The 25,655-nt window shown below is 69.8% G+C and carries 24 protein-coding genes; 11 read left to right on the top strand and 13 right to left on the bottom strand.

Features of this window, described 5'->3' with window-relative positions; genetic code table 11:
• Positions 1–108: 108 nt before the first annotated feature.
• From AC5DRG_RS25805 to fdxA, 7 genes are read left to right on the top strand one after another with little or no spacing between them, the layout of a single operon-like run.
• Positions 109–1,590, top strand: a complete 1,482-nt coding sequence (locus AC5DRG_RS25805; RefSeq protein WP_491801803.1) for an MFS transporter — start codon at positions 109–111, stop codon at positions 1,588–1,590.
• Positions 1,587–2,792: a ferritin-like domain-containing protein gene (locus tag AC5DRG_RS25800; protein WP_491801802.1), complete on the top strand. Its 1,206-nt coding sequence runs from the start codon at positions 1,587–1,589 to the stop codon at positions 2,790–2,792. The genes AC5DRG_RS25805 and AC5DRG_RS25800 overlap by 4 nt, the downstream gene beginning before the upstream one ends.
• A gap of 25 nt (positions 2,793–2,817) precedes the next feature.
• The gene (locus AC5DRG_RS25795; RefSeq protein WP_491801801.1) at positions 2,818–3,324 is read left to right on the top strand and encodes a PaaI family thioesterase; all 507 of its coding nucleotides are present in this window, start codon (positions 2,818–2,820) and stop codon (positions 3,322–3,324) included.
• 6 nt (positions 3,325–3,330) lie between these two features.
• The gene (locus tag AC5DRG_RS25790) at positions 3,331–3,615 is read left to right on the top strand and encodes an acyl carrier protein (protein ID WP_491801800.1); all 285 of its coding nucleotides are present in this window, start codon (positions 3,331–3,333) and stop codon (positions 3,613–3,615) included.
• On the top strand, positions 3,612–5,315 hold the full coding sequence (locus AC5DRG_RS25785) for a fatty acyl-AMP ligase (RefSeq protein WP_491801798.1): 1,704 nt from the start codon (positions 3,612–3,614) through the stop codon (positions 5,313–5,315). The genes AC5DRG_RS25790 and AC5DRG_RS25785 overlap by 4 nt, the downstream gene beginning before the upstream one ends.
• Positions 5,312–5,827 carry a DUF6125 family protein gene (locus AC5DRG_RS25780; RefSeq protein WP_491801797.1) on the top strand — a complete coding sequence of 172 codons (516 nt, stop codon included), beginning with the start codon at positions 5,312–5,314 and terminating at the stop codon, positions 5,825–5,827. Before AC5DRG_RS25785 ends, AC5DRG_RS25780 begins: the two co-directional genes overlap by 4 nt.
• Before the next feature lie 19 nt (positions 5,828–5,846).
• Positions 5,847–6,173 carry a ferredoxin gene (gene fdxA / locus AC5DRG_RS25775; protein ID WP_491801796.1) on the top strand — a complete coding sequence of 109 codons (327 nt, stop codon included), beginning with the start codon at positions 5,847–5,849 and terminating at the stop codon, positions 6,171–6,173.
• A gap of 5 nt (positions 6,174–6,178) precedes the next feature.
• On the opposite strand, the gene AC5DRG_RS25770 is transcribed toward fdxA, so the two are convergent.
• From AC5DRG_RS25770 to AC5DRG_RS25750, 5 genes are all read right to left on the bottom strand, one after another.
• Positions 6,179–6,832 carry a response regulator gene (locus AC5DRG_RS25770; protein WP_491801795.1) on the bottom strand — a complete coding sequence of 218 codons (654 nt, stop codon included), beginning with the start codon at positions 6,830–6,832 and terminating at the stop codon, positions 6,179–6,181.
• Between the two features lie 3 nt (positions 6,833–6,835).
• Positions 6,836–7,867, bottom strand: a complete 1,032-nt coding sequence (locus AC5DRG_RS25765) for a sensor histidine kinase (RefSeq protein ID WP_491801794.1) — start codon at positions 7,865–7,867, stop codon at positions 6,836–6,838.
• A 184-nt stretch (positions 7,868–8,051) separates the two neighbouring features.
• Entirely contained in the window at positions 8,052–9,932 is a 1,881-nt protein-coding gene (locus AC5DRG_RS25760) for a pectinesterase family protein (protein WP_491801793.1), read from the bottom strand.
• A gap of 153 nt (positions 9,933–10,085) precedes the next feature.
• Positions 10,086–12,350 (bottom strand): ATP-binding protein, encoded by a 2,265-nt coding sequence (locus tag AC5DRG_RS25755; RefSeq protein WP_491801792.1) that lies wholly within the window; start codon positions 12,348–12,350, stop codon positions 10,086–10,088.
• Between the two features lie 189 nt (positions 12,351–12,539).
• Entirely contained in the window at positions 12,540–13,523 is a 984-nt protein-coding gene (locus tag AC5DRG_RS25750) for a helix-turn-helix domain-containing protein (protein ID WP_491801791.1), read from the bottom strand.
• A gap of 280 nt (positions 13,524–13,803) precedes the next feature.
• Here AC5DRG_RS25750 and AC5DRG_RS25745 point away from each other — a divergent pair, with 280 nt between their 5' ends.
• From AC5DRG_RS25745 to AC5DRG_RS25735, 3 genes are all read left to right on the top strand, one after another.
• Complete coding sequence (locus tag AC5DRG_RS25745) at positions 13,804–14,388, top strand: hypothetical protein (protein WP_491801790.1); 585 nt, start codon at positions 13,804–13,806, stop codon at positions 14,386–14,388.
• Between the two features lie 166 nt (positions 14,389–14,554).
• The gene (locus AC5DRG_RS25740) at positions 14,555–15,304 is read left to right on the top strand and encodes a glycine betaine ABC transporter substrate-binding protein (RefSeq protein ID WP_491801789.1); all 750 of its coding nucleotides are present in this window, start codon (positions 14,555–14,557) and stop codon (positions 15,302–15,304) included.
• A 60-nt stretch (positions 15,305–15,364) separates the two neighbouring features.
• Positions 15,365–15,733: a hypothetical protein gene (locus tag AC5DRG_RS25735; protein ID WP_491801788.1), complete on the top strand. Its 369-nt coding sequence runs from the start codon at positions 15,365–15,367 to the stop codon at positions 15,731–15,733.
• 75 nt (positions 15,734–15,808) lie between these two features.
• On the opposite strand, the gene AC5DRG_RS25730 is transcribed toward AC5DRG_RS25735, so the two are convergent.
• Both AC5DRG_RS25730 and AC5DRG_RS25725 read right to left on the bottom strand, forming a co-directional pair.
• Positions 15,809–16,552, bottom strand: a complete 744-nt coding sequence (locus tag AC5DRG_RS25730; protein WP_491801787.1) for a response regulator transcription factor — start codon at positions 16,550–16,552, stop codon at positions 15,809–15,811.
• 123 nt (positions 16,553–16,675) lie between these two features.
• A complete protein-coding gene (locus tag AC5DRG_RS25725) occupies positions 16,676–20,446 on the bottom strand; it encodes an nSTAND1 domain-containing NTPase (RefSeq protein ID WP_491801786.1) in 3,771 nt (1,256 codons plus the stop codon).
• 190 nt (positions 20,447–20,636) lie between these two features.
• On the opposite strand from AC5DRG_RS25725, the gene AC5DRG_RS25720 reads away from it, so the two are divergent.
• On the top strand, positions 20,637–21,578 hold the full coding sequence (locus tag AC5DRG_RS25720; protein WP_491801785.1) for a ribosome-inactivating family protein: 942 nt from the start codon (positions 20,637–20,639) through the stop codon (positions 21,576–21,578).
• Positions 21,579–21,582: 4 nt separating this feature from the next.
• Here the strand turns inward: AC5DRG_RS25720 and AC5DRG_RS25715 are convergent, their stop codons facing one another.
• The 6 genes from AC5DRG_RS25715 to AC5DRG_RS25690 all read right to left on the bottom strand — a co-directional run bounded on the left by AC5DRG_RS25715 (position 21,583) and on the right by AC5DRG_RS25690 (position 25,598).
• Positions 21,583–22,809 carry an ATP-binding protein gene (locus tag AC5DRG_RS25715; RefSeq protein ID WP_491801784.1) on the bottom strand — a complete coding sequence of 409 codons (1,227 nt, stop codon included), beginning with the start codon at positions 22,807–22,809 and terminating at the stop codon, positions 21,583–21,585.
• A gap of 8 nt (positions 22,810–22,817) precedes the next feature.
• Positions 22,818–23,498 carry a two-component system response regulator CseB gene (cseB, locus tag AC5DRG_RS25710; RefSeq protein WP_491801783.1) on the bottom strand — a complete coding sequence of 227 codons (681 nt, stop codon included), beginning with the start codon at positions 23,496–23,498 and terminating at the stop codon, positions 22,818–22,820.
• Between the two features lie 45 nt (positions 23,499–23,543).
• The gene (locus AC5DRG_RS25705) at positions 23,544–24,005 is read right to left on the bottom strand and encodes a hypothetical protein (RefSeq protein ID WP_491801782.1); all 462 of its coding nucleotides are present in this window, start codon (positions 24,003–24,005) and stop codon (positions 23,544–23,546) included.
• A 106-nt stretch (positions 24,006–24,111) separates the two neighbouring features.
• Positions 24,112–24,747, bottom strand: a complete 636-nt coding sequence (locus AC5DRG_RS25700) for a dihydrofolate reductase family protein (protein WP_491801781.1) — start codon at positions 24,745–24,747, stop codon at positions 24,112–24,114.
• Positions 24,747–25,253, bottom strand: coding sequence for an SRPBCC family protein (locus AC5DRG_RS25695; protein WP_491801780.1), 507 nt, complete (start codon positions 25,251–25,253; stop codon positions 24,747–24,749). Before AC5DRG_RS25695 ends, AC5DRG_RS25700 begins: the two co-directional genes overlap by 1 nt.
• A gap of 3 nt (positions 25,254–25,256) precedes the next feature.
• On the bottom strand, positions 25,257–25,598 hold the full coding sequence (locus AC5DRG_RS25690) for an ArsR/SmtB family transcription factor (RefSeq protein WP_075033765.1): 342 nt from the start codon (positions 25,596–25,598) through the stop codon (positions 25,257–25,259).
• Positions 25,599–25,655 lie beyond the last annotated feature (57 nt).

Here is a 25,655-nt window from a genome sequence, read left to right as displayed (position 1 = left end):
GGAAGCCGTTGCGGCCGAAGGTACGGACCGCGTGGGATGGCTCCGATGAGTGACGGGCGGCCGAAAGTCGCCGCCGGTCGCACCGAGCCCCGACGGGAGTCGCTCACTGTGTCCACACAGACCGGTCCTGGTCAGTCGAAACCGAAACCGGAGGCCACGCCGTCGCTTGCGGAGCCACCGGCGGAACCGTCGGAGGTCGCACCGCGGAAGCTCGGCCTGTCGCTGGCCGTTCTGTCGGTGGCGGCCTTTATGGCCGGACTTGATCTGTTCATCGTCAACGTCGCCTTCGACGACATCGGCCGCGACTTCGACAACGTCGCGCTTTCGGATCTCTCGTGGGTGCTCAACGGCTACGCGATCGTCTTCGCCGCACTCCTGGTGCCGCTGGGCCGGTTGTCCGACCGCGTCGGCCGCAAGCGCATGTTCCTGCTCGGCCTGCTGGTCTTCACCGTCGCCTCCGCGGCCTGTGCCACCGCGACGGGACTGTGGGCGCTCGTCGTCTTCAGGGTGCTCCAGGCCGTGGGCGCGGCGGCGTTGACCCCGGCCAGCCTGGGCCTGCTGCTCTCGGTGTTCCCGCCGGAGAAGCGGCACGGTGCGGTCAGGATCTGGTCGGCCAGCGCCGCGCTGGCCGCGGCGGCGGGCCCCGTCTTCGGGGGCCTGCTGGTCAGCGCGTCCTGGCGCTGGGTCTTCCTGGTGAACATCCCGATCGGAGTGCTGGCCCTGCTGATGGCCGTACGGATCCTGCCGGAGTCGCGGGAGGCCACGGCGCAGCGGCTGCCGGACCTGACCGGGACCGGCCTGCTGACGGCGTCGATCGGGCTGCTGGCGCTCGGCCTGGTGAAGATCAACGACTGGTCGGTGCCCCTGACGTCCGCGGTGCTGGCCGGCGCCGTCGCCGGAATCGCGGTGTTCTGGTTCCGCTCGAAACGCCATCCCTCCCCGGTGATCGAACCGGCGCTGCTGCGCGTACGGGCGTTCGCCTGGTCCAATCTCGCGGCGCTCGCCTTCAGCGCGGCGTTCGCGGCGAACCTGCTGACCGCGATCCTGTGGATGCAGCAGGTATGGCACTACTCCGCGCTGCGGACCGGCCTGTGCATCGCGCCGGGCCCCCTCATGGTTCCCCTCGCGGCGGTACTCGCCGGAAAGCTGGCGGTGCGCCTCACGCCGGCGGTGGTGGCCGCCCTGGGCTGTCTGATCTGCGCCGTCGGCGTGGTGATGCTGACGGTCAGCATCGGTCAGACGCCGCATTACGCCGCCGAGTTGCTCCCCGGCTGGCTGGTCGGCGGCGTCGGGGTCGGCCTCGCCCTCCCGACGATCCTGGCGTCGGCCACGGCGGACCTGCCTCAGGAGCGGTTCTCCACGGGCAGTGCCGTGGTCAACATGAGCCGGCAGATCGGCAGCGTGTTCGGGATCAGCGTGCTGGTCGCGATCCTCGGAACCCCGCTCACCTACGACGCGGCACATCGGGCCTTCGTCAACGCCTGGATCGCGATCGGGGCGCTCATGCTCCTTGGCGCCGTGACCGCCCTGGGTATGACGGCGCGGCCCGCCGCGGCTCCAAGGTCACTCAACCGAAAGGAAGCCTCATGAGCGAGCTCGTGAGCAAGAAACGCATCGTCTTCGTCGACTGCCTGCCCGGAGTCGTTCTCGACAAGGAACTGTCCCTGGCGCGCTTCGGAGAGATCGGCCTCGACCGGTCCCAGCCCGACACCTTCGAGCGCTATCTGCACGAACTGGAGCCCGGCACCGAACTGGCCGTCGCCTATATCGGGGGCGGTGGGACCTCGATACCCACGGCGTTGAGGCAACTCCGGGGTGTACCGGAGTTCACCAAGACCCGGGTGTTCATCGTCGGCGAAGCCGCGGGCGGGCCCGTTCCCGGCTGGGCCGAGGCACTGGACGTCGAGGACTTCCTGGCCCCGTCGGCCTTCGACGGCTTCGGCTTCACGGACACGGTCGAGATAGGTCTGCGGGCGTACAACTCGCTGATCCTCGACCCGCTGTACACGGACTTCTACCTCGACATGACGTGGAACAAGATCTTCGACTGGTTCGAGACCACCCGCTGGGACTGGCGCGAGCTCGACCTCGACCGCCTCAACCCGGAGCTGATGAGCGCCGAGGAGATCGACTTCCTCACCGAGGCCGCCATCATCGAGTTCGGCACGCTGCCCGGCGCGCACAACTTCCTGCGTGAGTGGGAGGGGGAGACCAGCTTCTCCTCCTGGGCGCTGAGCTGGGGCGCGGAGGAGGCACGGCACTCGCTGGTGCAGGCCCGCTGCCTCGACAAGATCGGCATCAAGGTCCGCTCCAAGCACGCTCTGTACAAGCGGGAGCCGTACCCGATCGGCGACACCCGGACCGGCACGCTCATGATGAACATCATCTCCGAGGCCCGCGCCGCGGAGCTGTACCGGTGCCTCGCGGCCGAGACCAAGGAGCCCGTGGTCCGGGGAATCTGGAAACTCCTCGGCCGCGACGAGTCCCGGCACGCCCGCGCGTTCTACGTCTTCACGCAGGAACTGTGCGACGGCAACCGGGAGAGCCAGATCGCCGCGCTCAAGATGGCGTACGTCTGGCTGGCCGACCGCAGCGACGGCCTCAAGCACCCGGCCGGACACTTCTACCCGCACTCCACCTCGGCCAAGGGCATCCGCCGCATCGAGCTCATCAAGGACGACGCCACCGACGCGGCCGACGGCAAGGTGCTGCAGATGGTGCGGCGCCTGGTCGAGGACGACTCGATCGAGTCGTCGAGGGACATCAAGCGAAAGCTCCGGTCGCTCATCTAGTTCGCTCATCGAGGGGGTGAGAGGTTTGCCGGAACAGGCGTCCATCGATTCCGAGATCGACAACCCATCAAATTGCTTCGGCTGCGCCGCACACAATCCCATCGGTCTGCGGCTGGTCTTCGAGGAGCGCGGCAGCGGATTCGCCACACGGCTCACACTCGGTGCCGACTACGAGTCGTTCCCGGGCGTCATCCACGGCGGAATCGTCGCCACGATTCTCGACGAGACCCTCGCACAGGCCGTATACCGCGGGGGCTGGATATCGGCCTTCACCACCGGTCTGCGCATCCGTTACGGCAGGCCCATGGAGACCGGCGTCGAATACACCGCATACGCCGAGATCACCAAGCGCGACGAGCACTCGGTGCGGGCGTCCGGCGAGATCATGTACGGCCGCGATCTCGTGGCCGCGGCGGACGGCACCTTCCATCTGCTCACCGACGAGGTGCTGGCCGAACACGGCCGGCGCCTGCCGGAAAGGCTCGTATCGGCACTTCGCACCGCCAAAGGAACTGTCATTCAGGGGGAATGAACAACCATGGACGTCAGCGAAGAGATAAACGAAGAGATAAACGAAGAGATCAACGAAAAGATCCTTGGCATCATCGCCGAGGAACTGGAGATCACGGCCGCCGAACTCAAGGGCGACCAGTACTTCCGCGCCCTGCCCAACGTCGATTCGATGCGCGTACTCCAGATCATCCTGAAGACGGAGAAGGCCTTCGACATCGAGATAGAGGACGAGGTCACCTTCCGTATCCAGACCATCGGCGAGTTCCAGACCCTGGTCGGGGACCTCTGCCGGCAGCGAGCCACGGCGTGAACCTGGTCCAGGCGCTCGCCGATGTGGCGAACCGCGGAACAGGCCACGGCATACGCCTGTTCCGCGGCGACGAGGAGACCGAACGCGTCACCTACGGCCAGCTGTATGCCGAGGCGGGGAAGCTGGCCTGCGGTCTGCTGGAGCGCGGGGTCCGGCCCAGGGAGCGGGTGGCTCTCGCGCTGCCCACCTCGATCGATTTCGCCAGGGCGTTCTTCGGCGTCCTCGCGGCCGGCGCCGTTCCGGTGCCGCTGCCACCGCCCGTCCGCTTCGCCTCCCTTGACCTCCACCTCAACCGGATCGCTCTCGCGATGCGTCAGTCGAAGGTGCGCGTGGTCCTGTCCGACAGCAAGCTCGCCGGGGTGATCCGGCCGGTGCTCGGCGACACCGGCGGTGAGTTCGAGGTCCTCGACGCGGCCCTGTCCATGGAGTCCGGCACGGAGTACGCCGACGTGTCGGACGAGGCTCCCGGACTCGTCCAGTACACCTCGGGCACCAGCGAAAGCCCGAAGGGCGTGGTGCTGAGCCACGCCAACGTGCTCGCCAACGTCGCGGCCATCACCAAGGGCCTCGACGTCACCGACGCGGAGGTCAGCTGCAACTGGCTGCCGCTCTTCCACGACATGGGGCTGATCGGCACACTCCTGACTCCGGCGCTGGCCGGTGCCGAGACCCTCCTGCTCCCGCCGGAGGACTTCCTCAGGGACCCCGGGCGGTGGCTGCGCATCATCAGCCGGCACCGCGGAACGGCCACCACGGCACCCAACTCCGGCTATCTGTACGCGCTGCGCAAGGTTCCGGCCGACAAGGTGCGCGACCTCGACCTGTTCTGCTGGCGGGTCGCACTCAACGGCGCGGAGACCGTGGACCCCGGCATGATGCGCCGGTTCTCCGAGCATTTCGCCCCGGCCGGCTTCCGCGCCACCGCCTTCCTTCCGGTGTACGGCCTGGCCGAGGGCAGCCTCGCGGTGACCTTCACACCTCTGGGGCGCCCGGCGACGAGCATCCGGTTACGACGGGAACCGCTCGCGCACGGCGTGGTGGAGCCGACGGCCGACGACTGCGACACCACAACTGCCAGGGAACTAGCCTCAGTTGGTGTCCCCGTGGCGAACACCGAGGTCAGGCTGGTGGACGACGAGGGAGCCGAGCTGAGGGACGAGGCCCGGGTGGGCGAGATCCAGATCCGGGGCGACTCGGTGATGCGCGCCTATGAGGCCAACGAGGCGGCGACCCGGACCACCGTCCATGCGGGAGGCTGGGTGTCCACCGGAGACCTGGGACTCCTGCACGACGGCGAACTCTTCATCGTGGGCCGAAAGAAGGAAATGATCATTGTCCTCGGCCAGAACTACTACGCCACCGATATCGAGTCTGTGGCCGGCCGGGTGCCTGGTGTCGCGAACAACGCGGTCCTGGCGACGGCGGTGACATCGGCCGACGGCGAAGGGCTCGCACTGGTCGCGGAAACAAAGGAGGCGGATCCGGCCGTACGGGCCGAACTCGTCGCCCAGTTGAGGCATTCCGTTTCGGACACGATCGGGCTCACCCCGCGCAAGGTGATCCTGGTCAGAAAGGGCGCCTTGCCGCGTACGTCGAGCGGAAAGCTGCAACGATACGGAACAGAAGCCCTAGTGGCGGCTGCGGACGGTCCAGCGGATGACTTTGGCGACAGAGGCGACAGACCGGAGGAAGCTCGATGACGGATGCTCCCAGGACGGCGCAGGATCTGACGGCGACTCAGCGGGAGGAACTCCTGCGCCGCTCGTGGATGGCAACCGACGGACTCTGGTTCTACCAGACCGCCACCAAGAGCGGCATCGACGGAGCCAACGAGGCGAATATCCAGGTGGTCCGTGAATTCGGGCGCCAGGAGATGGTCCGGCTGATGCGCAGTCTGGGCGTCGAGAAAGTCGAAACCGTCGAGCAGTACCGGCACTTGTTCCAGTCGGCGGTGGATCTCTATCTCGGCTCGCTGTTCGCGGCGGAGGAGTCGTTCGAGGACGGTACCCAGCATCTGGAGGTGTCCACGTGTTTCGCCTACAAAGGGGTCAAACGCGCCGGCATCGAGATGACGTACCACTGCGGTCCCGGGGAGCGTCTGACGGGCTGGCTGCAGGCGATGGACCTCCCCGCCGACATCGAACCCGGCGTGGGCCTCTGCCAGATGGCGCACACCGGGTCCTGCGGCTACCGGCTCAAAGTCGGCCTGTGACACCACCAAGGAGCGAACCATGACGTACGTCATCGCCGAACCTTGTGTCGACGTGAAGGACAAGGCCTGCGTCGAGGAGTGCCCCGTCGACTGCATCTACGAGGGCCGCCGGGCCCTGTACATCCACCCGGAGGAATGCGTCGACTGCGGCGCCTGCGAGCCGGTGTGCCCGGTCGAGGCGATCTTCTACGAGGACGACACCCCGGAGGAGTGGAAGGACTACCACCAGGCGAACACCGAGTACTTCGACCAGCTCGGCTCACCCGGCGGCGCCGCGAAACTGGGCCCGGCCGAGCGGGACCACCCGCTCATCGCGGCGCTGCCCCCGCAGCAGCAGGACGGGTGAGCGACCTACGGACAGAGCTCCAGGATCCCCGCCTCCCGGGCCCGGCGAATCGCGTCCATCCGGGAAGTGGCCCCGAGCTTCCGGTAGATGTTCGTCAGATGCTTCTTGACCGTGGTCTCGGCCAGGAACAGGGAACGCGCGATCTCCGCGTTGCTGTGTGCCTCGGCGACATGACACAGGATCTCGATCTCCCGCGCGGACAGGCGCGGCGCCCCCGAGCCGGGCGGATCGAGTGCCTTGACCATGTCCCGGGAGATGGAGAGATGGATCCGCTCCGGGGAGGTGATCACGGAACGGATCACGGCGAGCAGCTCCCGCATGGACACGAACTTCATCACATAGGCGGCGGCACCGTCGTTGATCAGAGCCCTGAGCAGTACGGGGTCGTCGCGCATGGTGAGGACGATGCAGTGCGTGTCCGGGCAGTGCTGGTGGATCTCCTTGATGGTGTCCCGGATCCCCGGCCCGGGCATCTGTACGTCGAGCAGCGCGATGCCGGGACGATGTCGCCGCGCGAGTGTGACGGCGTCGGTTCCGCTCTTGCCCTGGGCGACGACATCCAGCCAGTCCTCCTGCCTGAGGTAGCCGGCCAGCATCTCCCGGAAGAGCGTTTGATCGTCCACCACGATCAGGGTTGTGGTGCCGGTGTTCTCAGGCATCGGTCACCAGTTGACCAAGGGGACGGACACGGCGACCGTCGTACCGCTGCCCACCGAGCTGTCGATGGTGGAGCTTCCCCCGAGCAGTTCGGTCCGCTCGCGGATCGAGATGAGCCCGTCGTGCCGCGCCTTCGGGGCCGTGGCCAGGTCGAATCCCGTGCCGTCGTCGGAGACCGAGGCCTGGACGGTCAGCTCCGAAACACACAGCGTGATCCGCACTCGCCTCGGCGCGGAGTGCCGCAGCGCGTTTCTGACCGCCTCACGGAGTACGTAGTAGAGCTCCTCCGTGACCGGCGAGGGCAACGCGGTGCTGTCCCCCGTCACCGCGAATTCGATCTCCACGTCATCGGGAGCGGCGGACTCCAGAAACTGTCCGAGGGTACGCTCCAGCCCCAGGTCGGAAGCCGAATCGCGGAGTTCACCCGACAGCTTGCTGATGACGCGAAGGGCCTCGCGGAGCGAATCCTCCGCCGATTTCAGCTTGATCCGCGCGAGTTCGGGATCGTGGGCGAGCTCCCCTTCACGCAGTTCGAGGGCGAGCAGGGCCACGAGAATCTCATGAGAGACCTGGTCGTGCAGATTCCGCGAGAGCCGACGGCGTTCGTCGAGATGAGAACCATGGATCTTCTCGCGTAGAAACTTGATGTACCCGACGCAGCCGAGCGCGATCTGCGTCATCACCGCTTCGTGGAGACGCAGCGCGAGATCGAGCAACGCGTCCGCGCCCGGTTCCTGCGGCAGGGTCTCGCGGACGAGCACGGGAAGTGTCAACTCGTAGAACAGACCGGCCGCGCGAACGGTCTCGGTCGGATGGATCTCAAGTGAGGCCCGCTGCCCGCTGAACTCGGCCGCGCTGCGCAGCGATTCCTCACTGGGCTCGGTCCGCCGCCCCACCCCGCCGGACCGGCCACCACGACCGAGGTCACGCAGCAACAACTCGACCTGCCTGGCCAACAGCCCACTCAACACCGGCTTTTCGACCAGTGGACTGCCGTTCGAACGCAGCCGCTGAAAGAACTGGTCGGTGATTTTCACCCGAACTTCGTGGGGTAACTCAGCCTCCGAACTACCCCAGTCGACCGCACCGGACACCATAGCGATTCCCCCGCTTCATACCAGAACAGCGTCCTCCGTGCCATGCCCTGCCAAGGCTACCGTCGACGGGCGGGGGCCGACAGGGCCAACTTGCTGTGCTGCCCCGCCCGTCACCTCGGCCGCGCTACCGGACCGGGTTCCATCCGTCGGTGCCGGCCAGGTACTTCTGGGCGGTGTAGTCCGCGGCTTGGGCGTCGGTCAGCTTCGGTGCGTTCTGGACGCCGGCTCCGAGGCCGGAGTTGCGGTACTCGAAGAACCGGGCCCACGACCAGGGGTACTCGGGGACCATGTCGGTCCAGGGATGTGTGTCGTTCACCTGGGGGTACACGATGGTGTCGCGGACCACCGCCTGGGGCCAGGCCTCCGGCGCGTTGTGCCACGGCCGGCCGAGGTACATCGAACGCGGTGGCGCCTGGCCGTCGCCGAATATCGAGCTGTCGGTGATGAGAATCCCGTACTGCTTCCGGTAGTCGGTGTTCGGCGCCAGTACCGTGCCGCCGGCCCAGTAGGTCTGCTGGATGTCGGACCGGTCGATCACCGCGGTGGCGTTCCCGAAAATGAAGTCCACGTTGCCCCTGATGAAGCACTTGTAGAAGTACTGCCGGGCCTGGTCCGTGGGCGCGATTCCCTTGACGAGCAGGGTGTCCTGACGGCCGAGGATCCGGACGTTCTGGTACACCTGCCGGTCGCCCATGGCGGCTATCGCGACGGCCTGGGTCTCGTACGGGCTGATCTCCGGGTGGGCCGCGGGGTCGAACGTGTTGGAGATCGTGAGGTCCTGGACGGTCAGGTTGGCCGACTTGAAGGTGGCCGTGGCGCTGCCCTGGGTGCCCCACTGTGTGCCGTCGGGCTTGAGCATCCCGTGGGCCCTGGTGTTCCAGATGAGGACATCCGACGCGTTGCCGCTGACGCCCTGGATCGTCAGCCAGCTCTTGCTCGTCGGGACGCTGATGACCTCGTGGTAGCTGCCCTTGTCGACGAAGATGTTGTTCGCGCCCGAGTCGGGAGCGGCGTCGATCGCGGCCTGCACGGTCCAGTAGTCGCCGGTGCCGTCGGGCGCGACGAGCGTCGTGCCGCCCTCGAGAAGGCCCTTGCCCTTGGTGCCCTTGCCCGAGTGGTGGGCCAGCATGAGCACGGCCGCGAGGGCCGCCGAGGTCTCGTAGAGGACGCCGGCGATCTCGATCTCGGGCGAGAGGGCGAGAGTACCTATGAGTACCGCGCCCAGGAGCGCGGCGCTCATCAGGCCCCAGTCGTTGTGCTGCGCGATGTGCTCCGCGGTGACGGTGTACGGCAGACCGTTGCCGAAGGCCGTCACGGTCGCGGCTGCCTGATTCCGGAAGCGAGCGCCCTCGGCGAGCCCCACGATGATCTGAAGGATCGCCGGCGCCGCGATCCTGACGTAGCCGGCGGTGGTGTTGGCACCGTCGTGGAGGGTCAGCACGGCGTTGTTGAGGCTGGCGGGCGTTATGTTCATGCCGTCGCGGGTGGCGCCCTGTCCTCTCAGGGCGTCGTATCCGGCGAGCGTGTTGTACCTGGTGTTCGTGTTGCCGGTCGTGGCACCGGGCAGGGTCACGCCGGCCTCCAGCGGGAAGAACTGGAACCACTCCACGTTGCCGCCGCCGTGGTCGGTGCCGGGCCGCCATCCCATGACGTAGGTGTCCGACCGGCGTATGAACACCCGGATGAACTCGCCACCGCCCTCGGCGTACAGGTCGACGGCGATGAACTGGGCCGTCCCGTCCTCGTCGGTGACGTCGACGGGGCGGCCTCCCTCCGGCCGGACCCGGTGCGAGGAGACCCGCTGCCTGATGGCGTTGATCAGGGCTGCGTAGCCGGTCTTGGCGTCGGCGGGCTCACTGGTGATGGTCCAGTTGATGTCGGAGCCGGTCGCGGCTACGGCGCTGGGCGCGCCAACGGCCACCAGGCCGCCGGCCATCACGCCGGCGGCCACCATGGCGGCGATGAAGGATCTCCGGGGGAGTCCGGACTGCATCTCGGTCGTCACATGAGCTCCTTGTGGTGCGCCCCAACGGTCATGAGCGGCCCACTGATTCATGGATCCGCTGGGCAAAGGCTCTGCGCGGGGTCCGCCCCGGGGCCATGGGTACTTGTACGGGCCCGGGCCCCGCCCCGGCCCGGGTATTTCTACGGGGTTGTCCTACGGGGTGGGTGCCTGGTTCGCTGTCCACCAGGACGCGATCCGGGCGCGGGATGCGAAGCCGAGCTTGGCCAGGATGTTCTCGACGTGGCCGTGGACCGTGCGCGGGGAGCGTCCGAGCGTGGAGGCGATCTGCCGGTTGCTCATGCCTTCGGCGACCAGCGCGGCGACTTCCCGCTCCCGGGGGGTCAGCGGGCTCGGGGCAGAGGCCGTGGCGGGCGGCTCGGGTTCGGTGCGCAGGGCGTAGGCGATGGCCTCGTCGGGGCCGCGGTGACCGCCGCCCTCCGCGAGGGCGTTCTCGTACGCCGCGGGGCCCAGGACCCGTACGACCTCCTCCTCGCACCGGGCGTGCTGGTCGACCATGTGCGGTCCGAACGTCGAGATGCCGGTGTCGGTGTCCCGCCACAGAGCACGCGCGGCACCCAGCAGTCGCCCCGCCTGCTTGTGGTCACCGTCGGCGGCGGTGACCCACGCGAGCTGCTCCAGCATCAGTACGACCCTGACGTAGTCGTTGAAGCCCTGTTCGTTCTCCAGCGCGGACCGGATCATGGCCGAGGCTTCCTTCAGGTCGCCGCGCCGCCAGGAGTCGTAGCCGAGCGTCCACTGCGCATGCGCGCGGACCAGCCGATCGTCATGCGTCTCGGCGAGGGCGACCGCCCGCCGACAGGTCTCCGTGGTGCGCGGATCCTCGAGGTGGGACTGGGCGGTGGCCAGCTGAATCAGCGCGTAGACCGCCCCGACCTCCTCGCCCGTCGCCATATGGGCGGTCGCCGCTTCCTCCAGCAAGGACACGGCCTCCGCCAGCCGGCCGCCGAACAAAGCCAACGTGCCGCGCAGACTCAGCACGTGGGCGCACACCACCCGGTCGGCGAACCGCTCGCCCAGCTCCGCGGCCTCCTCAAGCCACCCGTACGCCGTGACGTGATCGCGCTGCAGCGCCGCCACCCAGGCGGCGACCCACAGTGCCCTGGCCCGGGCCGGAGTGGCCTCGGGTGCGGCGGCGAGCGCGTGGTCGAGCCAGCGGCGTCCCTCACCGAGGAATCCGCCCTCGCACCAGTGGAAGCGCAGCGCGGCGGTCAGCGCCAGGGTGGCCTGCGGGTCGCCGCCCTGGACCAGCGCCGAGCGCAGATTGGCGTACTCGGCACGCAACCGGGTCAGGCTCTCCTGCTGGCCGGGGCCGTGCCATCCGTCGGCGATGAGCTCGGCGAGGGCCAGGTAGAAATCGTGGTGCCGGCGCAGCATCCGCTGTTCCTGGCCGGACTCGGCCAGCCGCTCACGCCCGTACTGGCGGATGGTCGCCAGCAGCCGGTAACGCGGCAGGCCCTCGCGCTCGCAGGGCAGCACGATGGACTGCACGACCAGCCGGTCGAGGAGATCGAGCACCTCGTCCCGGCCGATGCCGTCGTCCCCGCAGACGGCCTCGGCCGCGTCCAGGCCGAAGTCGTCGGCGAAGACCGACAGCCGGTTCCACAGCAGCCGCTCGGCGGGGGTGCACAGCTCGTGGCTCCAGTCGATCAACGCGCGTAGCGTCCGCTGGTGCGGCCGGGCGGCCCGGCAGCCGCTCGTGAGCAGCCCGAAGCGGTCCTCCAGCCGGTTCACCGCCTCGTCGACGGTCAGGGTCCGCAGCCGGGACGCGGCCAGCTCGATGGCCAGCGGCAGCCCGTCCAGGCCGTCGCACAGCCGGAGCACCTGGGCGCGGTTGCCGTCGGTGATCCGGAACTCCGGGCGTACGGCGGTGGTCCGGTCCCGCAGCAGTTCCACCGCGTCGTCCGGCGCCAGCGGAGGGACGGCGAAGACGTGCTCACCGTAGATTCCCAGCGCCCGGCGGCTCGTCGTGAGAATGCGCAGTCCGGGGGAGGCCGACAGCAGCGCGTGTGCCAGCTCGGCGCAGGCGTCGACGAGGTGCTCGCAGTTGTCCAGCACGATCAGCGGACCGCGGTGGGCCAGAAAGACGGCGAGCTGGTCGATGACGGGTCTGGTGCCCAGGTCCGGCACCCCCAGCGCGGTCGCCATGGCGCTCGCCGTCAGCAACGGGTCCCGCACCGGCGCCAGATCCACCAGCCACACCCCGTCGGCGAAGTCCGTCGCCGACGCGGCGGCCACCTCCAGCGCCAGCCGTGTCTTGCCCACCCCGCCCGCACCGGTGAGCGTCAGCAGTCGCGTTGTCGCCAGTCGGCGGCGCACTTCGGCGAGGTCCTGGCGCCTGCCCACGAACGTGGTCAGGGCCGAGGGCAGGTTCCCCACATCTGGTGTCTGGACGGTCACTCGTTCCTTCTCACCTTCCAACGGCTCGCAACCGGCACGAAGGTGTCATCGGTGACAACTTGGGTGTGCGGTACTCGGGCGGCGGAAGGGACGCAGTCGCCCTTATGCCGCTGAGCAGTATGCAATGGGTGATAGGCCCCAGGCGTGGGCTGTGACTGAGGTCTCATGAGTACCCGGCAGTAGCCGACTTCAGGGCCGTTCGCGGTGGGTGACCGCGTAGGCCACGAGGGCGGCGCTGAGGGTGGCCAGGCCGTGGAGGGTGTCGGTGCGGTGACCGGTGCACCGGGTGATGCGCTTCAGCCGCCGGTCGAGAGTGTCGCCGCGGATGCCCAGCTGCTTGGCGGCCCGGTGATGTACGCCGTTGGCCGCGATGAAGGCGTTGAGGGTCTCCCAGAGCACGGGCTGGTCCGGCAGGGGTTCGATGATCTCGACGAGGCGGCGGGAGACGGCGGGGGTCTCGGCGACGCCGTAGTGGACGAGAACGTCGTCGAGCTCGTAGACCCCGGGCGGACCGGCGAGGGCGATGGCCAGGAGGGTGGCGCAGATGTCCTCGACGACGGTTCCGGCGCCCGGGGCCCGGCCGAGGAGCTGCCAGTGGACGGCGATCCAGGCGTCACCGTCCAGATCGGGGTGGACCCGGCGGGCCAGTTCCACGGACTCCTTCCGGCCCTCGGCGGGCACGAGGACGTAGACGCTCTCCCTGGAGTCGGAGGGCAGGACGACGACATCGTCACCGGCGTGGCGTCGGGCCGCGTTTCCGAGAGCCGTCGTGGTGTGGCCGGGCGCCCGGACGGCGAGTACGGCGTAGGCCGTGGCGGGTTCGAAATCCTCATCGTCCGCCTCGAAATCCTCCTCGAAGTAGCCGGAGTTCAGCTCATGGGCGACACGGCGGGCGGCGTCGCCGAGGCGCAGTGCCAGCGTCTCGTGGGCCAGGGGGTCGGGGCGTTTCCCGCCGGCGGTCGGTCGGTTCAGCAGACGCCAGGTCATGGCACGGACCTCGGAGAGCAGTTCTTGGACAGGTTCCCCGCGTGCTGCCCACGCCCTGCCCTCGGCGCGGATCCGGGCAGCTGTCTGTTCGCTCCACCGGCCCTCGCCGGAGATCACTTCGGTGAAGGCAGAGAAGATCAGCAGGTGCAGGTCGGAGGTGGCCACGTCCGGCGGGTGGGTCGTCATGTCCCAAGCCAAGGCCGCCGGGATCGGAAGACCATCAAAGCCCGCTCAGACACCGCTCGGCGGTCTCTGAGCCGACTCTGATGAAACGTTGATCACATGCGACTGCGGCGTGCTGTCTAATGAGCGAAAAGCGCCCCTCGAATTCAAATGCAAAGGGAATTGAATTCGGATAGTGCTGTTCGGTCGTATTGCGCACTTCCCCTTCTCGTTGGAGTGAACAATGGCATTCGCCTTGCGTAAGCGGAAATCCGTCAAGCGCGTTTCCCCCCGTACTCTCGGAGTGCTCGCCGCCCTTACCGTGGGCGCCTCGCTGCTCACGGCCCCCCAGGCCCTCGCCGCCGACGCGCCGACCAACGCCGAGCTCCTGAAGGCCTGCAACTGGGCCAGCTTCTGCAAGTTCCGCCCGCAGAGCTACTGGGGCTACACCGGCCCGGCGCACCAGGTCGGCAGCACCGCGTACAACTGCGGGAGCCAGACCAACCAGCACCGGATCGACTGGTCGGACACGACCACCGCCGGCAACACGGTCGGCGTCTCGGTCACCGCGGGCTACAAGTTCGCCGAGGTCTTCGAGGTGCAGGTCGAGACCAGCTACAGCCACAGCTGGCAGAACTCCCACACCGACACCGAGTCCAACACGCTCAACATTCCGCCGGGAAGCTACGGCTGGATCGAGCGCGGCACGGCCAAGCAGCAGGCCAAGGGGTGGTGGGAGATCCAGTTCAAGGACAGGTATTACGGCCACTACGTCTGGTACGTCTACGACTACCGGGAATCCGGCTTCAACAGCGACAACCCCGGCTACGGCTACGTCACCTTCAAGGACAAGCCGATGTCCTTGTCGGACCGAGGCCGACACTGCTGATGGGTATCGCGTGATGTCTGGAATTCGATCCCCGTTTCCACCCCCGTTTCGACCCTCATTCAAAGTCGTCGCTCTTGCCGTCTGCTCGCTCCTCGCCCTTTCCGGCTGTGCGAGCGGGAGTACGGAAGGCACGCACGTCGGCTACGCGGACCGTGCGGGGCCGACCGTGATCGGCAGCGACGGCTCAACGGAGAGCCGGGTCGTGGCGGCGCTCTACGGCGAACTCCTCACCCAGGCCGGGGAGGAGGTGCGGACGGCGGACACCGAGTACGAGACCGCCGTCGACACCGCACAGGCCGTGGTGGACGGAAAGATCAGCATCGCGCCCGCCTATGAGAGCACCCTGCTGCGGGCGATGCCGGGCGGCCAGACCATGCCCGGCAGCATGGAGGCGACGCTGAGCATGGCGCTGCCCCCCGGCATCGTCGCGCTGCCGCCGGCCGCCGCACAGGGCGGGGTCGTCCTCGCGGTCACCAAGGCAACCGCCGAGCGCCACAAGGTGCACGGCCTCGCCGACCTCCGCGAGGTCGGCCCCGGCCTGACGCTCGGCGGCTCCGCCTCCGGCGACCCCGACGCCCCGTCGGCCGCCTCCCTGAAGAAGGCGTACGGCGTCACGCTCACCTCCGCCGGGACCTCGGGGACGGCGGACGTACTGGTGCTGCGCAGCACCGACCCGGCGATCGCCCGGGGCGGGCTGGTCGTGCTCACCGACCCCGAGTCCGTCGTCCCGCCCGAGCACGTCTTCCCGCTGATCAGTGCGCCCGCCGTGGACCTGACCGGCCGGACGGCGCTGGCCCGGGTCAACACCCTGCTGACGACCGCCCAATTGGCCGCGCTCACGTCGTCGGTCGACGCGGGCGAGACCCCCGGCAAAGCGGCCCAGGCCTGGCTGCGCTCCAAGGGCCTGCTGGGGTGAGCCCGCATCCGATCAGGCACGAACAAGTCCTCAGACACGAACAAGAGTGGTGGTAATTCCATGCGCACTATCAGACGCAAGGTCGTCATGGCCGTGCTCGCCGCAGCCGCCTTCGCCGGCGGCCTGGCGGCCCCCGGAGCGGCCTACGCGGCCGACACCAAGAACGTGACCCTCAGGGTCTGCAGCGGGTCCAACGAGTGGGTGAAGTTCTACTTCGTCGGCGAGAACCAGTACGGCGACTGGGGCGGCTCGCAGTTCTGGGAGATCGCGCCGAAGGGCTGCACCACGGCGTGGGGCTACTGGTGGAAGGCCGGGCAGTCGGTCGAGTTCCACCACCGCAAGCCCAGCACCGGCTGGCGCTGGGAGCCCAGGCTCATCTCGTACAACGACACGCGGGACCAGGCTGTGTACGACCTCTGGATCGGCTGACGGCCCGGTCGGGCCCCCGGATCCGGGTTCCGCGGGCCGCGCCACGAACGCGGCCCGCGGAACCCGACCCGATATTCAGCTCTCGGTGGCCTCGGCGCTTACCAGGTAGCCCGCGCCCCGCACGGTGCGGATCAGCGACTGGCCGGTGTCGCCCAGCTTGCGCCGCAGGTAGTAGACGTAGGTCTCCACGACTCCGGACTCGCCCTGGAAGTCGTACTTCCACACGGTGTCCAGGATCCTCCCCTTGGAGATCACCTGGCCCGCGTTCTCCATGAGGACCTTCAGCAGGGCGAACTCGGTGGCCGACAGCTGCACCGGCTGCCCCTGCCGCCACGCCTCCCGGGTGCCGACGTCCAGTTCGACCCCGGCCGCGCGCAGCCGCCTCGGGGCCGAGGGCACCGTGTAGCCGACGTCCTGGTGGTGGCCGGTGACCCGGGAACGCCGGATCAGCGCGCGGATCCGAGCGCTGACCTCGGTGAGGTCGAAGGGCTTGGTGACGTAGTCGTCGCCCCCTACGGCCAGCGCACGGCACTTGTCCTGCACGGCATGGCGGGCGCTGAGGAAGAGCACCGGCGTGTTGTTCCCCGAGGCACGCAGCCGTCGGCAGACCTCGGCGCCGTCGTGGTCGGGGAGCGTCAGGTCCAGCAGGACGGCGTCGGGCCGCCGATGGCGTACGGCGTCCAGCGCCTCGGTGCCCGTGGCCACGGTGTGTGCGTCGAAGCCGAGGAAGCCCAGGGCTGTCACGAGCAACCCTGAGCCGCCGGCTTCGTCCTCCACCACGAGGACGGAGGGATGGTCGGGTGAACGATCTCGGGTCAAGGCTGACGCACCTTTGGTCAAGTGGATCTGTCAGGTCTCACCCCAAGGCTGGCAAGTCGCGGGTTGTCCAAGTAGCCCCTTCCATCACTCCGGACAATCCGCGGAAGGGGTTACTCAGGAGTATCACCGCTGGTCACAGGTATCGCGGTAGGGCGCGTCAGGGATGTAGGTGCTCCACTGGGCGGGGGTCAGTGCGGTGCCGGCGCGTGCGCACACCCGGGTGAGGGCGGCGGACGAGGTGATGGCGTACCGCTGCAGCGGTACGTGGTCGCCGGCGGCGTACAAGGTGCCGTTGTCGGGGCTGAAGGCGAGGGAGCGGATGCCTTCGCCGGGGGTGGCCAGGGTGCCGCCGAGGGGCTGCTGGGTGGCGGTGTCCCAGAGCTGGATGGTGCCGGCGTCACCGGCGACGGCGAGGGTCCTGCCGTCGGGGCTGAAAGCCAGGGCGCTGACGGCTTCGGGGGTGTTGAGGACCGGGGCGGGAAACACGTTGGGCAGGATGCCCGCGCGGTGGCGGAGCGCTCCGTCCCAGAGGGCGACGCGGCCGGTCAGGTCGCCCGCCGCCACCCGGGAGCCGTCGGCGCTGAAGGCCAGGGCGCCGATCTGTCCGCTCTGGCCGAGGGCCTGTGCGGCGACCGGCCCGGAGGGCAGTTCGGCGGTGTGGCTGTTGCCGAGCAGCAGACGGCCGTCGGGCCGGACGGCCAGGGTGTGGCTGTCGAAGCCCTTGAGTACGGCCGTTCTGCGGTGCGTCGCGGTGTCCCAGACCTCGTCGGTGATCTCGGGGGAGCCTGCGGTGCGGGCGGCCAACAGGGTGCGTCCGCCCGGGCCGAGGGCGAGCTTGACCGCCGTCCCGGCGGAGGAGGCGGAGGGGGACGAGGCGAGGTCCAGCGTCGTCCGTTCGCGGTCGTGGGCGACATCCCAGACGATCACCTGCTGGGGCGCGGTGTCCCGGCCCGGGGTGGACACCCCGTAGGTGAACGCCTCGCCGTCGGGGCTGAAGGCCATCAGGGATCTGGTGTCCTTCGGTACGACCGGGTCGCTCCGGTCACGGGACACCGGGAACGCCGGGGACCGCAACTCGTTGAGCAGCCGCCCGTCGGTGGTGTCCCGCAGCTGGAAGCGGTAGTGGCCGCCGGTCCGCTCGGCGGTGGCGAGGGTGCGGCCGTCGGGGCTGAGCAGCGCGTTGTCCAGCGGGTGCTCGCGCCACCGGGAGGTGACGGCGGCGGCGATGTCGAGGGTGTGGACGGTGCCGCCTTCGAGGTAGCGCAGGACCGGCCGGCCGGGATCCCAGGCGAGGCTGCCGGAGGGGAGCTGGCCGTTCAGGAGGTACCGGAAGACGGGGGCGCCGGGCGCCGACAGCCGCCACACCCTGACCTCGTTGCGGCACGAGGCCGCAAGGAACTGTCCGTCCTCGCTGAACGCGGCGTACTCGACGTCCGGGTAGTAGATGTCGGCGAGCTGCCGTCCCGACGCGGTGTCCCAGGCGCGGATGCCCATGGTGGACAGGGCGGTCAGCCGGTTGCCCGCTTCGAACCGGAGCAGCACGTCCTTGTTGTCGCAGATGCCGTGGGTCTGCTCCCAGGCGCCGTGCAGCGTACGGCGACGGGCGAGATCCCGCACCACCGGTGCGTGCCCCTTGGCGCAGACGGCGACCTGACGGTCGTCCGGGCTCGGGGCCACGTCCGGACTGCCCTTCCCCGAGGCCTCGAACAGCAGCCGGTCGTCCGCGACGGAACGCAACTGCGTCCGGCCGCCGTCCGGTTCGGCCACCACATAGCTGCGGCCGCTGGGCCCGATGCCGACGAGGGACGACGACGGCAGTGCTCGCGCGGGACCGGTCCACTTTCCCGTGGACACGTCCCACAGCCGCTGGCCGCCGGGCACCTGAAGCACCAGGACCCGGGCGTCGGGACCGGCGGCGAGCACCGTGTCCTGCGGCAGGCGTCCGGACGCGGTACGGCGGTGTGCGGCGACGTCCCAGCTCCGCCACGACCGTCCCTCCGTGCCCAGCACGGTGCGGCCGGAGTCGGCGAGGAAACGCGGGGTGTCGCCGCTCGCTCCGGGCGCGGTGAAGGCGTCCAACTGCGGCTGGGTGAGGGCGCCGAGCAGGGCCGAGCGGGTCTCGGTGAGCGGGGCGGTGCGCCAGGCCGCGGCGCTGAGCAGCATGGCGGTCCTGGGGTCGGTCGTCCGCATCGAGGCGGCGACCGAGGCGACCCGACGGGCCGCCGTCTCGGTCTCCTCCCGTACGCCGGTCCGGTGCTGCTGCCAGGCGACCAGGCCGGTGACCAGCGACAGCGTCACGGCGACGGACAGCGAGGCGACCAGCCGCCGGGCCCGGCGGGCGGTCCTGGTGGCGGTCCGGTGTTCGCCCGCACGGGCGTCCAGGGCGGCGGTGAGGAAGTCCCGCTCCGACGTGTTGAGTTCGTCCGATGTCCTGGACGTGCTGCGTCCGGGGGACCGCCCGGCCGCGAACAACTCCTCGGCGTGGGCCAGCCGGGTGCCCCGGTAGAGGGTGCCGGAGTCGCGGCCGAGCTCCTCCCAGGTGTGTGCGGCCTGGGTGAGGCGGCGGTGGTGACGCAGCCGTTCGCGGTCCTCCTCGACCCAGCCGCGCAGACGGGGCCAGCTGTTGATCAGGGCCTCGTGGGCCAGCTCCACGCACTCGGCGTCCACGGTCAGCAGCCGGGCGCGGGCCAGCCGCTCGACGACCACGGACACCTCCGGGTCGGCCGACTCCAGTTCGGCGCGCCGGACCGGGCGCCGGGTGTCCGAGGTGCCCTGCCCGGGTTCGATCAGCCGGAGCAGCACCTGCCGGGCCGTGCGGGCCTGGGTGGAGGAGAGTTTGCCGTACAGGTGCTCGGCGGTTGCGGCGATCGCGCCGTGCACCCCGCCGGCCGCTTCGTAGGCGGCCATCGTCAAGGTCCGGCCGCGGCGCCGGTGCCAGGTCTCCAGCAGGGCGTGGGACAGCATCGGCAGTGCGCCGGGCTGGTCGACGACCTCGTCGATGATTCTGGCGGTCAGTTCCCGCTCGACCAGCAGCCCGGCGGCCGCGGCCGGCCTGACGACCGCCTCCCGCAGCTCCGTCGCGTCCATCGGCCCGACCAGCAGATGGGCCTCGCTCAGCGCGTCCACGAGCCCCCGGTGCTCCGCGCACCGGGCGTAGAAGTCCGCCCGTACCGCGATGACCACCCGCAGCCGGGTGCCCGGTTCCCGGGCGGCCAACAGCAGGTCGATGAAGCGGGAACGTTCCTCCCGGTCTCGGCACAGCGTGAAGATCTCCTCGAACTGGTCGACCACCACCCAGCTGTCCGGCTCGCCCTCCTCCGGGACCAGCAGCCGCCCGTGGGTCGCCGCCGGCATGGCCCCCGGGGTGAGCACGCGCAGCACCGCCGCGACGCCCTCTTTCTGGATGTGCCGCCGCAGCCGGGGTATCAGCCCGGCCCGCAGCAGCGAGGACTTCCCGCTGCCGGACGCGCCGAACACCATCGCCAGCCGGTGCTCGCAGACCAGCCCCAGCAACTCCCCGACCAGCCGATCCCGGCCGAAGAACAGCTCCTCGTCACCGGGTTCGAACCGCATCAGTCCCCGGTACGGCGGCTCGGCCGAGCCGTCTTCGCAGCTCTGCCGGTTGGCCTGTTCCTCCTCGGCCGCGGTCTTCCACCGCGCCTCCCACTCCCCGGGGTCCGCCCCGCAGGCCAGCGCGTACGCCCGCACCACCGCCGGCGACGGCAGCCGCTCACCGCCGGCCGCCTGGGCCAGCGAGGCCGCCGAGTAGTGGGCCCGCTGGGCCATCACCCGGTACGACGGCCCGCCGCACTCGGCGCGCAGCACCCGCAGCTCATGGGCAAGCCGTTGCACGGCTCCGGCCTCGGGATCCACCGGCCGCTCAGGACGCCCCATCGCACCGCCATTCGTCCGCACTCGGCATGATCGCCATGATTGAAACATCAAGAAGTAACGGTGAGACTTCGACCGGGCATCGGGGACTGCTTGTGCGGCCGTCGTCGGCCGGCTGTGACGCCACCGAGATGTTGGCCCTGCGTAATGCCGGGGTCAGCATCCCCCGCTCCCCCGAACGGAGTCCCCCCGCATGCGCACCACAGCCCTTCGCCGCATCGGCGTCACCACGGTCGTCGCGTCCGCGCTCGCCGCCGTCGTCCTGGCAGGCACGCCCTCCCTGGCGGGCCACACACCCGCCGCGGACGCCGCCGGCAGTGTGAAGATCCAGGCCCAGGACGTCGCCCAGGTCAACTTCCCGCAGATCTATTGGAACGTCGACGGCGGCAAGGACGCGTACCTGGCCATGCTCCAGGAACTGCGCCAGCAGGCCGAGTCCACCGGCGGCGCCCGGCATACCAGCCTGATCGCCGGGAGCGACGGAAAGCAGCACAGCGTCGTCATCACGGACAACACGAGGACCAACAGCTTCGCCGACATCGTCATCAGCGGGACGTCCACGCCCGCGGTGCACGCCATCGTGCGACTCAGCGACTTCTACGTCGTGCGCTTCTACCACCTGGCCGACGGCTACCCCGCCCAGACGCTCAACCTGATCCGCGGCGTCCCCAACGAGGCGAGCACCGACAACAACTCCTTCGTGGGCAGCGAGAACTACAACGCCCTGGCCCAGAAGGCCGGGACGGCCGTGGGCGACGTCCAGCTCGGCCCGACGAGCTTCGAGCAGGCCATCTACGCGCTGGCCCGCCCCAACCAGTCGGTCTCCACCCGGGCCAGCGCCATGCTCACCTTCATCATCGGCATCTCCGAGGCGTCCAGGTTCAACCAGATCGCCGGCCGTATCGGCGACACCATGGACAACTTCGGCAGCACCACGCTCAGTTCGCAGCAGGTCTCCCTGATCCGCAGCTGGGCCGCCGTCAGCCACGTCCTCGTGGGCCGGTACAACCAGACCGACCCCTCCGCCGGCACCAGCGTGGCCGGTGCCGACATCTCCGACATCCGAGTCGCCGCCGCCCTGCTGGCCGTGGCACTCAACGACGGCTCCAACCCCAACCCGCACGACGAGCTGTGACGTCTCATCCCTCGGATCCGGCCACCTGATCAGGCAGCCGCAGCACCGCCTCCGCCCCGCTCCCCGGATGGTTGCGGAAGGTCAACTCGGCGCCCAGGAGCCGGGCTTGGCCGACCGCGATCGTCAGTCCCAGTCCGGTGCCGGTGCCCGGGGCGGACGTACGGAAGCGCTGGGGGCCGGAGGTGTGGAGCACCGAGAGCAGGGCGGGCGGGAAGCCGGGGCCGTGGTCGCGGACGCGGACGAGCGGGCCGTCGACCTCCACGACGACGGGCGGGGCGCCGTGCCGCAGCGCGTTGGCGGCCAGGTTGGTGAGGATCCGCTCGGCCCGTCGGGGGTCGGTCTCCACGACCGCGTCGGCGACAACCCTCACCTCGGCCTTCTCCGCCTTCTCCAGCGCGGCCACCGCCCGCCGGGCCATCGCGCTCACCTGCCGCTGCTCCGTCGCCGGCGTCGCCACCTGTGCGTCCAGGCGGGCCACCTCCAGGACGTCCTCGACCAGCCCGCGCAGGTTGTGCACGGAGCGTTTCATCAGGTCCGACGCCGGGCTCGGCGGCAGCAGGCCGACCGCCGTCGACAGGCCCGCGACCGGCGTGCGCAGCTCGTGCGCGATGTCGGCCGTCACGCGGCGTTCCGCCTCCAGCCGGGCGCCGAGCGCGTCCGCCATGGTGTTGACGGAGACGCCGAGCCGGGCGATCTCGTCCCGGCCGTCGGGGCGGACACGGGCGCCGAGGTCGCCGTCGGCGATGCGCTCCGCGGTGTGGGCGGCGGCCTTGGCGCGGCGGCCCATGCGGACGCCGAGGATCAGCCCCGCCAGGGAGACCAGGACGGTCGCGGCCGAGCCCACGGCGGCCAGGGTCCGGTCCAGCGTGGCCAGGGCGCAGGCCTCGGGGGCGTACGAACGCGACAGCGCGAGCACGTCGTGGTCCGAGACGCGGGTCGCCGCCCAGAGCACCGGGTGCGTGCCGTCCTGGAGGTAGGTCACGCGGACGTCCCCGCGCACGGCGTCCGCCACCGGGGCGGGCAGGTCCGGCGGGTCGACCCTGGCCGGGGACTTGCGGGCGGCCGCGTAGTCGTACGCCGCGCTCATCAGCTGCTCGTCCAACTGGGTGCGGGCGGTGGCGAGTTGCTCGTCGGCCGTGAAGCGGTGCACCAGGACGCCGATCACGGCCGCCACGGTCAGGGCCGCGGCGGCCACCGCGAGGGCGACCTTCGCACCGACGTTCACCGGCATGGTCCGCCTCATTCGCGCCACTTGTACCCGAAGCCGCGCACCGTCTCGATCCGCTCCCGGCCGATCTTGGCGCGCAGTCGCTGTATGTGGACGTCCACGACCCGGGTGTCGCCGGACCAGGCGTAGTCCCAGACCCGCTCCAGAAGCAGGTCGCGGGTGAGCACGGTCCCGGGCGAGGCGGTGAACTCCCGCAGGAGCTTCAGCTCGGTCGTGGTCAGGGACAGGGGCGTCGAGCCCCGGTGTACGTCCAGCGACACCGGGCAGAAGACCAGGTCACCGAAGTGCAGGGGGGCCGCGCTCTCAGGGCTCCCCGTTTCGCGCTCGGCGGGCGCCGCCCGGCGCAGCAGGGAGCGGATCCGGGCGACCAGCACCGCGCCGTCGAACGGCTTGGTGACGTAGTCGTCGGCGCCCGCCTCCAGCCCCATCACCACGTCCACCGGGTCGTTGCGGGCCGAGACCAGCAGGACCGGCACGCCCGACTCGTCACGGATACGGCCGGCCAGACTCACCCCGTCGAGCCCCGGCAGCATGATGTCGAGCACGGCCACGTCCGGCCGGCGCTCCCGGAAAAGCGCGAGACCGGTCACGCCGTCGGCCGCCGTACGGACCTGGTAGCCGCGTTCCTCCAGGGTCAGCCGGGTGGCCTCGCGGATCATCTCGTCGTCCTCGACAAGGAGTACGTCGTGCATGAGCAGGCCTCTCAGGAACTCGGCAGCGTTGTCATGTCTTCGGCGTCATGTCTTCGGCACGTGCAGGGGCACGCTGCTCACGTCCTCCGCCCACTGGGGCACCGGCCGGTGGACGGGGGTGACGGCCGCGTGGCCGTAGTAGGCGGCGTACTGCCGCTTCACCAGCCCGCTGAAGACGATCGTGACCTGGTAGCTGGGCAGGTCGCCGTGGGGACAGCCCGAGGCACAGGGCAGGTCGATCACCACGCCGGTCGCGGTGGCCCGCGGTGAGCCCCAGCCGTGCCACCTCACCCGGTCCAGGACGGTGTTCTCGGTGAGGTCCATCAGGTCCGGCCCCTGCCGGGGCAGGGACCGCCAGTCCAGGACGTACACCGGCCCGGCCCACGGGATACGGGTGGCGGCGGGGCCTTCGACCCGGATGCGCTCGCCGCCCGTACCGCATCCGGTGAGGCCGACGAGCAGACCGGCGGCGAGTGCCGCGCACAGCGCCGGCCGGCGAAGAGTCATGCACGTCTCCCCTCAGGGTGCGGTGAGTGATTCCGCCCTGATAGTGCATGTCATGACATGAAGGGTGGGTTAAATCCGCCCGTGATGTCGGCAACAGCGACAGCGCTTACCGCTCCCGGACCGCGTAGGTCAGGTGGGTCACCCGCTGCGTCGGCTCCGCGTGGACCGGCTCCAGGGCCACGCGGCCCGCGTCCACGCCCTCGAACAGGCGGGTTCCGGAGCCGAGCAGCACGGGTGAGAGCGCGATCGTGAACTCGTCGACCAGGCCGGCGTTCACGTACTCCAGGATCGTCGCGCCGCCGCCCGCGATGCGGACGTCCCGGTCGCCGGCGGCCTCGCGGGCCTGGTCGAGCGCGGTCTCGATGCCGTCGTTGACGAAGTGGAAGATGGTGCCGCCCGGCCGCTCCCAGGGGTCACGCTTCTCGTGCGTCACGACGAAGACCGGCGTGTGGAACGGCGCCTCCTCCGGCCACGACTGCTCGCCGAGGTCGAACATGCGCTTGCCCATCACGCTCGCGCCGGTGCGCTCGAACGTCTCCCGCACGATGTCGTTGTCGCGCCCTTCGTCGCCGCCCTCGCCGAACTTCAGGTTCTCCCGGATGAACCGCAGCGGGAACAGCCACTGCTGGAGCTCCGCCCACTGCGCCATCCAGCGCCGCGCACCCGGGTCATCCGTGCGCTCCTCGGGCGCGATGAACCCGTCCAGCGACATCGTCACACTGAAGAACACCTTTCCGGCCATCAGTCCTCGACTCCCTTCCGAACGAGCTCGGTGACGTAGGCAGCCAGGTTGTTCAGGGTCTGCCGGCCGCCCTCGATCGCGTGGTACTTCTCGACCGCCTCGTCGCGCAGCTCCTTGGTCTGGAACACCGTGCGCATCTCGATCCGGGTCGCCGCGCCGGCGGGCGCGAATGTGAGGACCGACTCGAAGGCGTTCGGGTCGTCGCGGGACTCACCGTGCAGCAGCGCGATCCGCTCCGGCGGGGCGATCTCGGTCCAGGAGATCCACTCCTGGTAGTCCGTCCCGTCCGGTCCGTGCATCACGAAATCCCACACCCCGCCGACGCGGAACTCGAACGCCCGCGTGGTGGTGGTGAACCCCTCCGGTCCCCACCACCGCGACAGGTGCCGCACCTCGGTGAACGCCTCGAACACCAGCTCCCGTGGGGCGTCGATGACCCGGGAGATCACGATCTCGCGGTCGGCCGTCGCTGACTGCGCCGGCGCGTCCCGTCCTGTCGCTGCCATCGGTCACTCCTCCTGCCGTGCCTGCTTTAGGTCCTGCACGTACGCGTCAAGCCGGTCGAAGCTCTCGTTCCAGAACCGCTCGAACCCGCCGGTCCACTCGTGGACCGGTCGCAGCCCGCGGGCGTCAAGCCCGTACAGGCGCTGCTTGCCCGCCTTGCGGTCCCGCACCAGCCCGACCTCCCGGAGCACCCGCAGGTGTTTGGATGCCCCCGGCTGGGTCATCCCCAGCTCCTGGGCCAACTCGGTCACCGGCCGCTCACCCGCCCGCAGCAGCACCAGGATCTCCCGGCGCTGCGGCTCGGCGATCGCGTTGAAGACATCCGACGTCGTCGCTGCTCGTGCCATGGGCGCCATCGTATGCCCATATCGGCATGCGTCAAGCGCCGGCGGGCGGGAGGCGAT

The sequence above is a fragment of the Streptomyces sp. JLBG701 genome, assembly GCF_058544905.1.
Note: the sequence above shows the minus strand (reverse complement) of the source record. Positions and strands in the feature narration are given on the sequence as shown.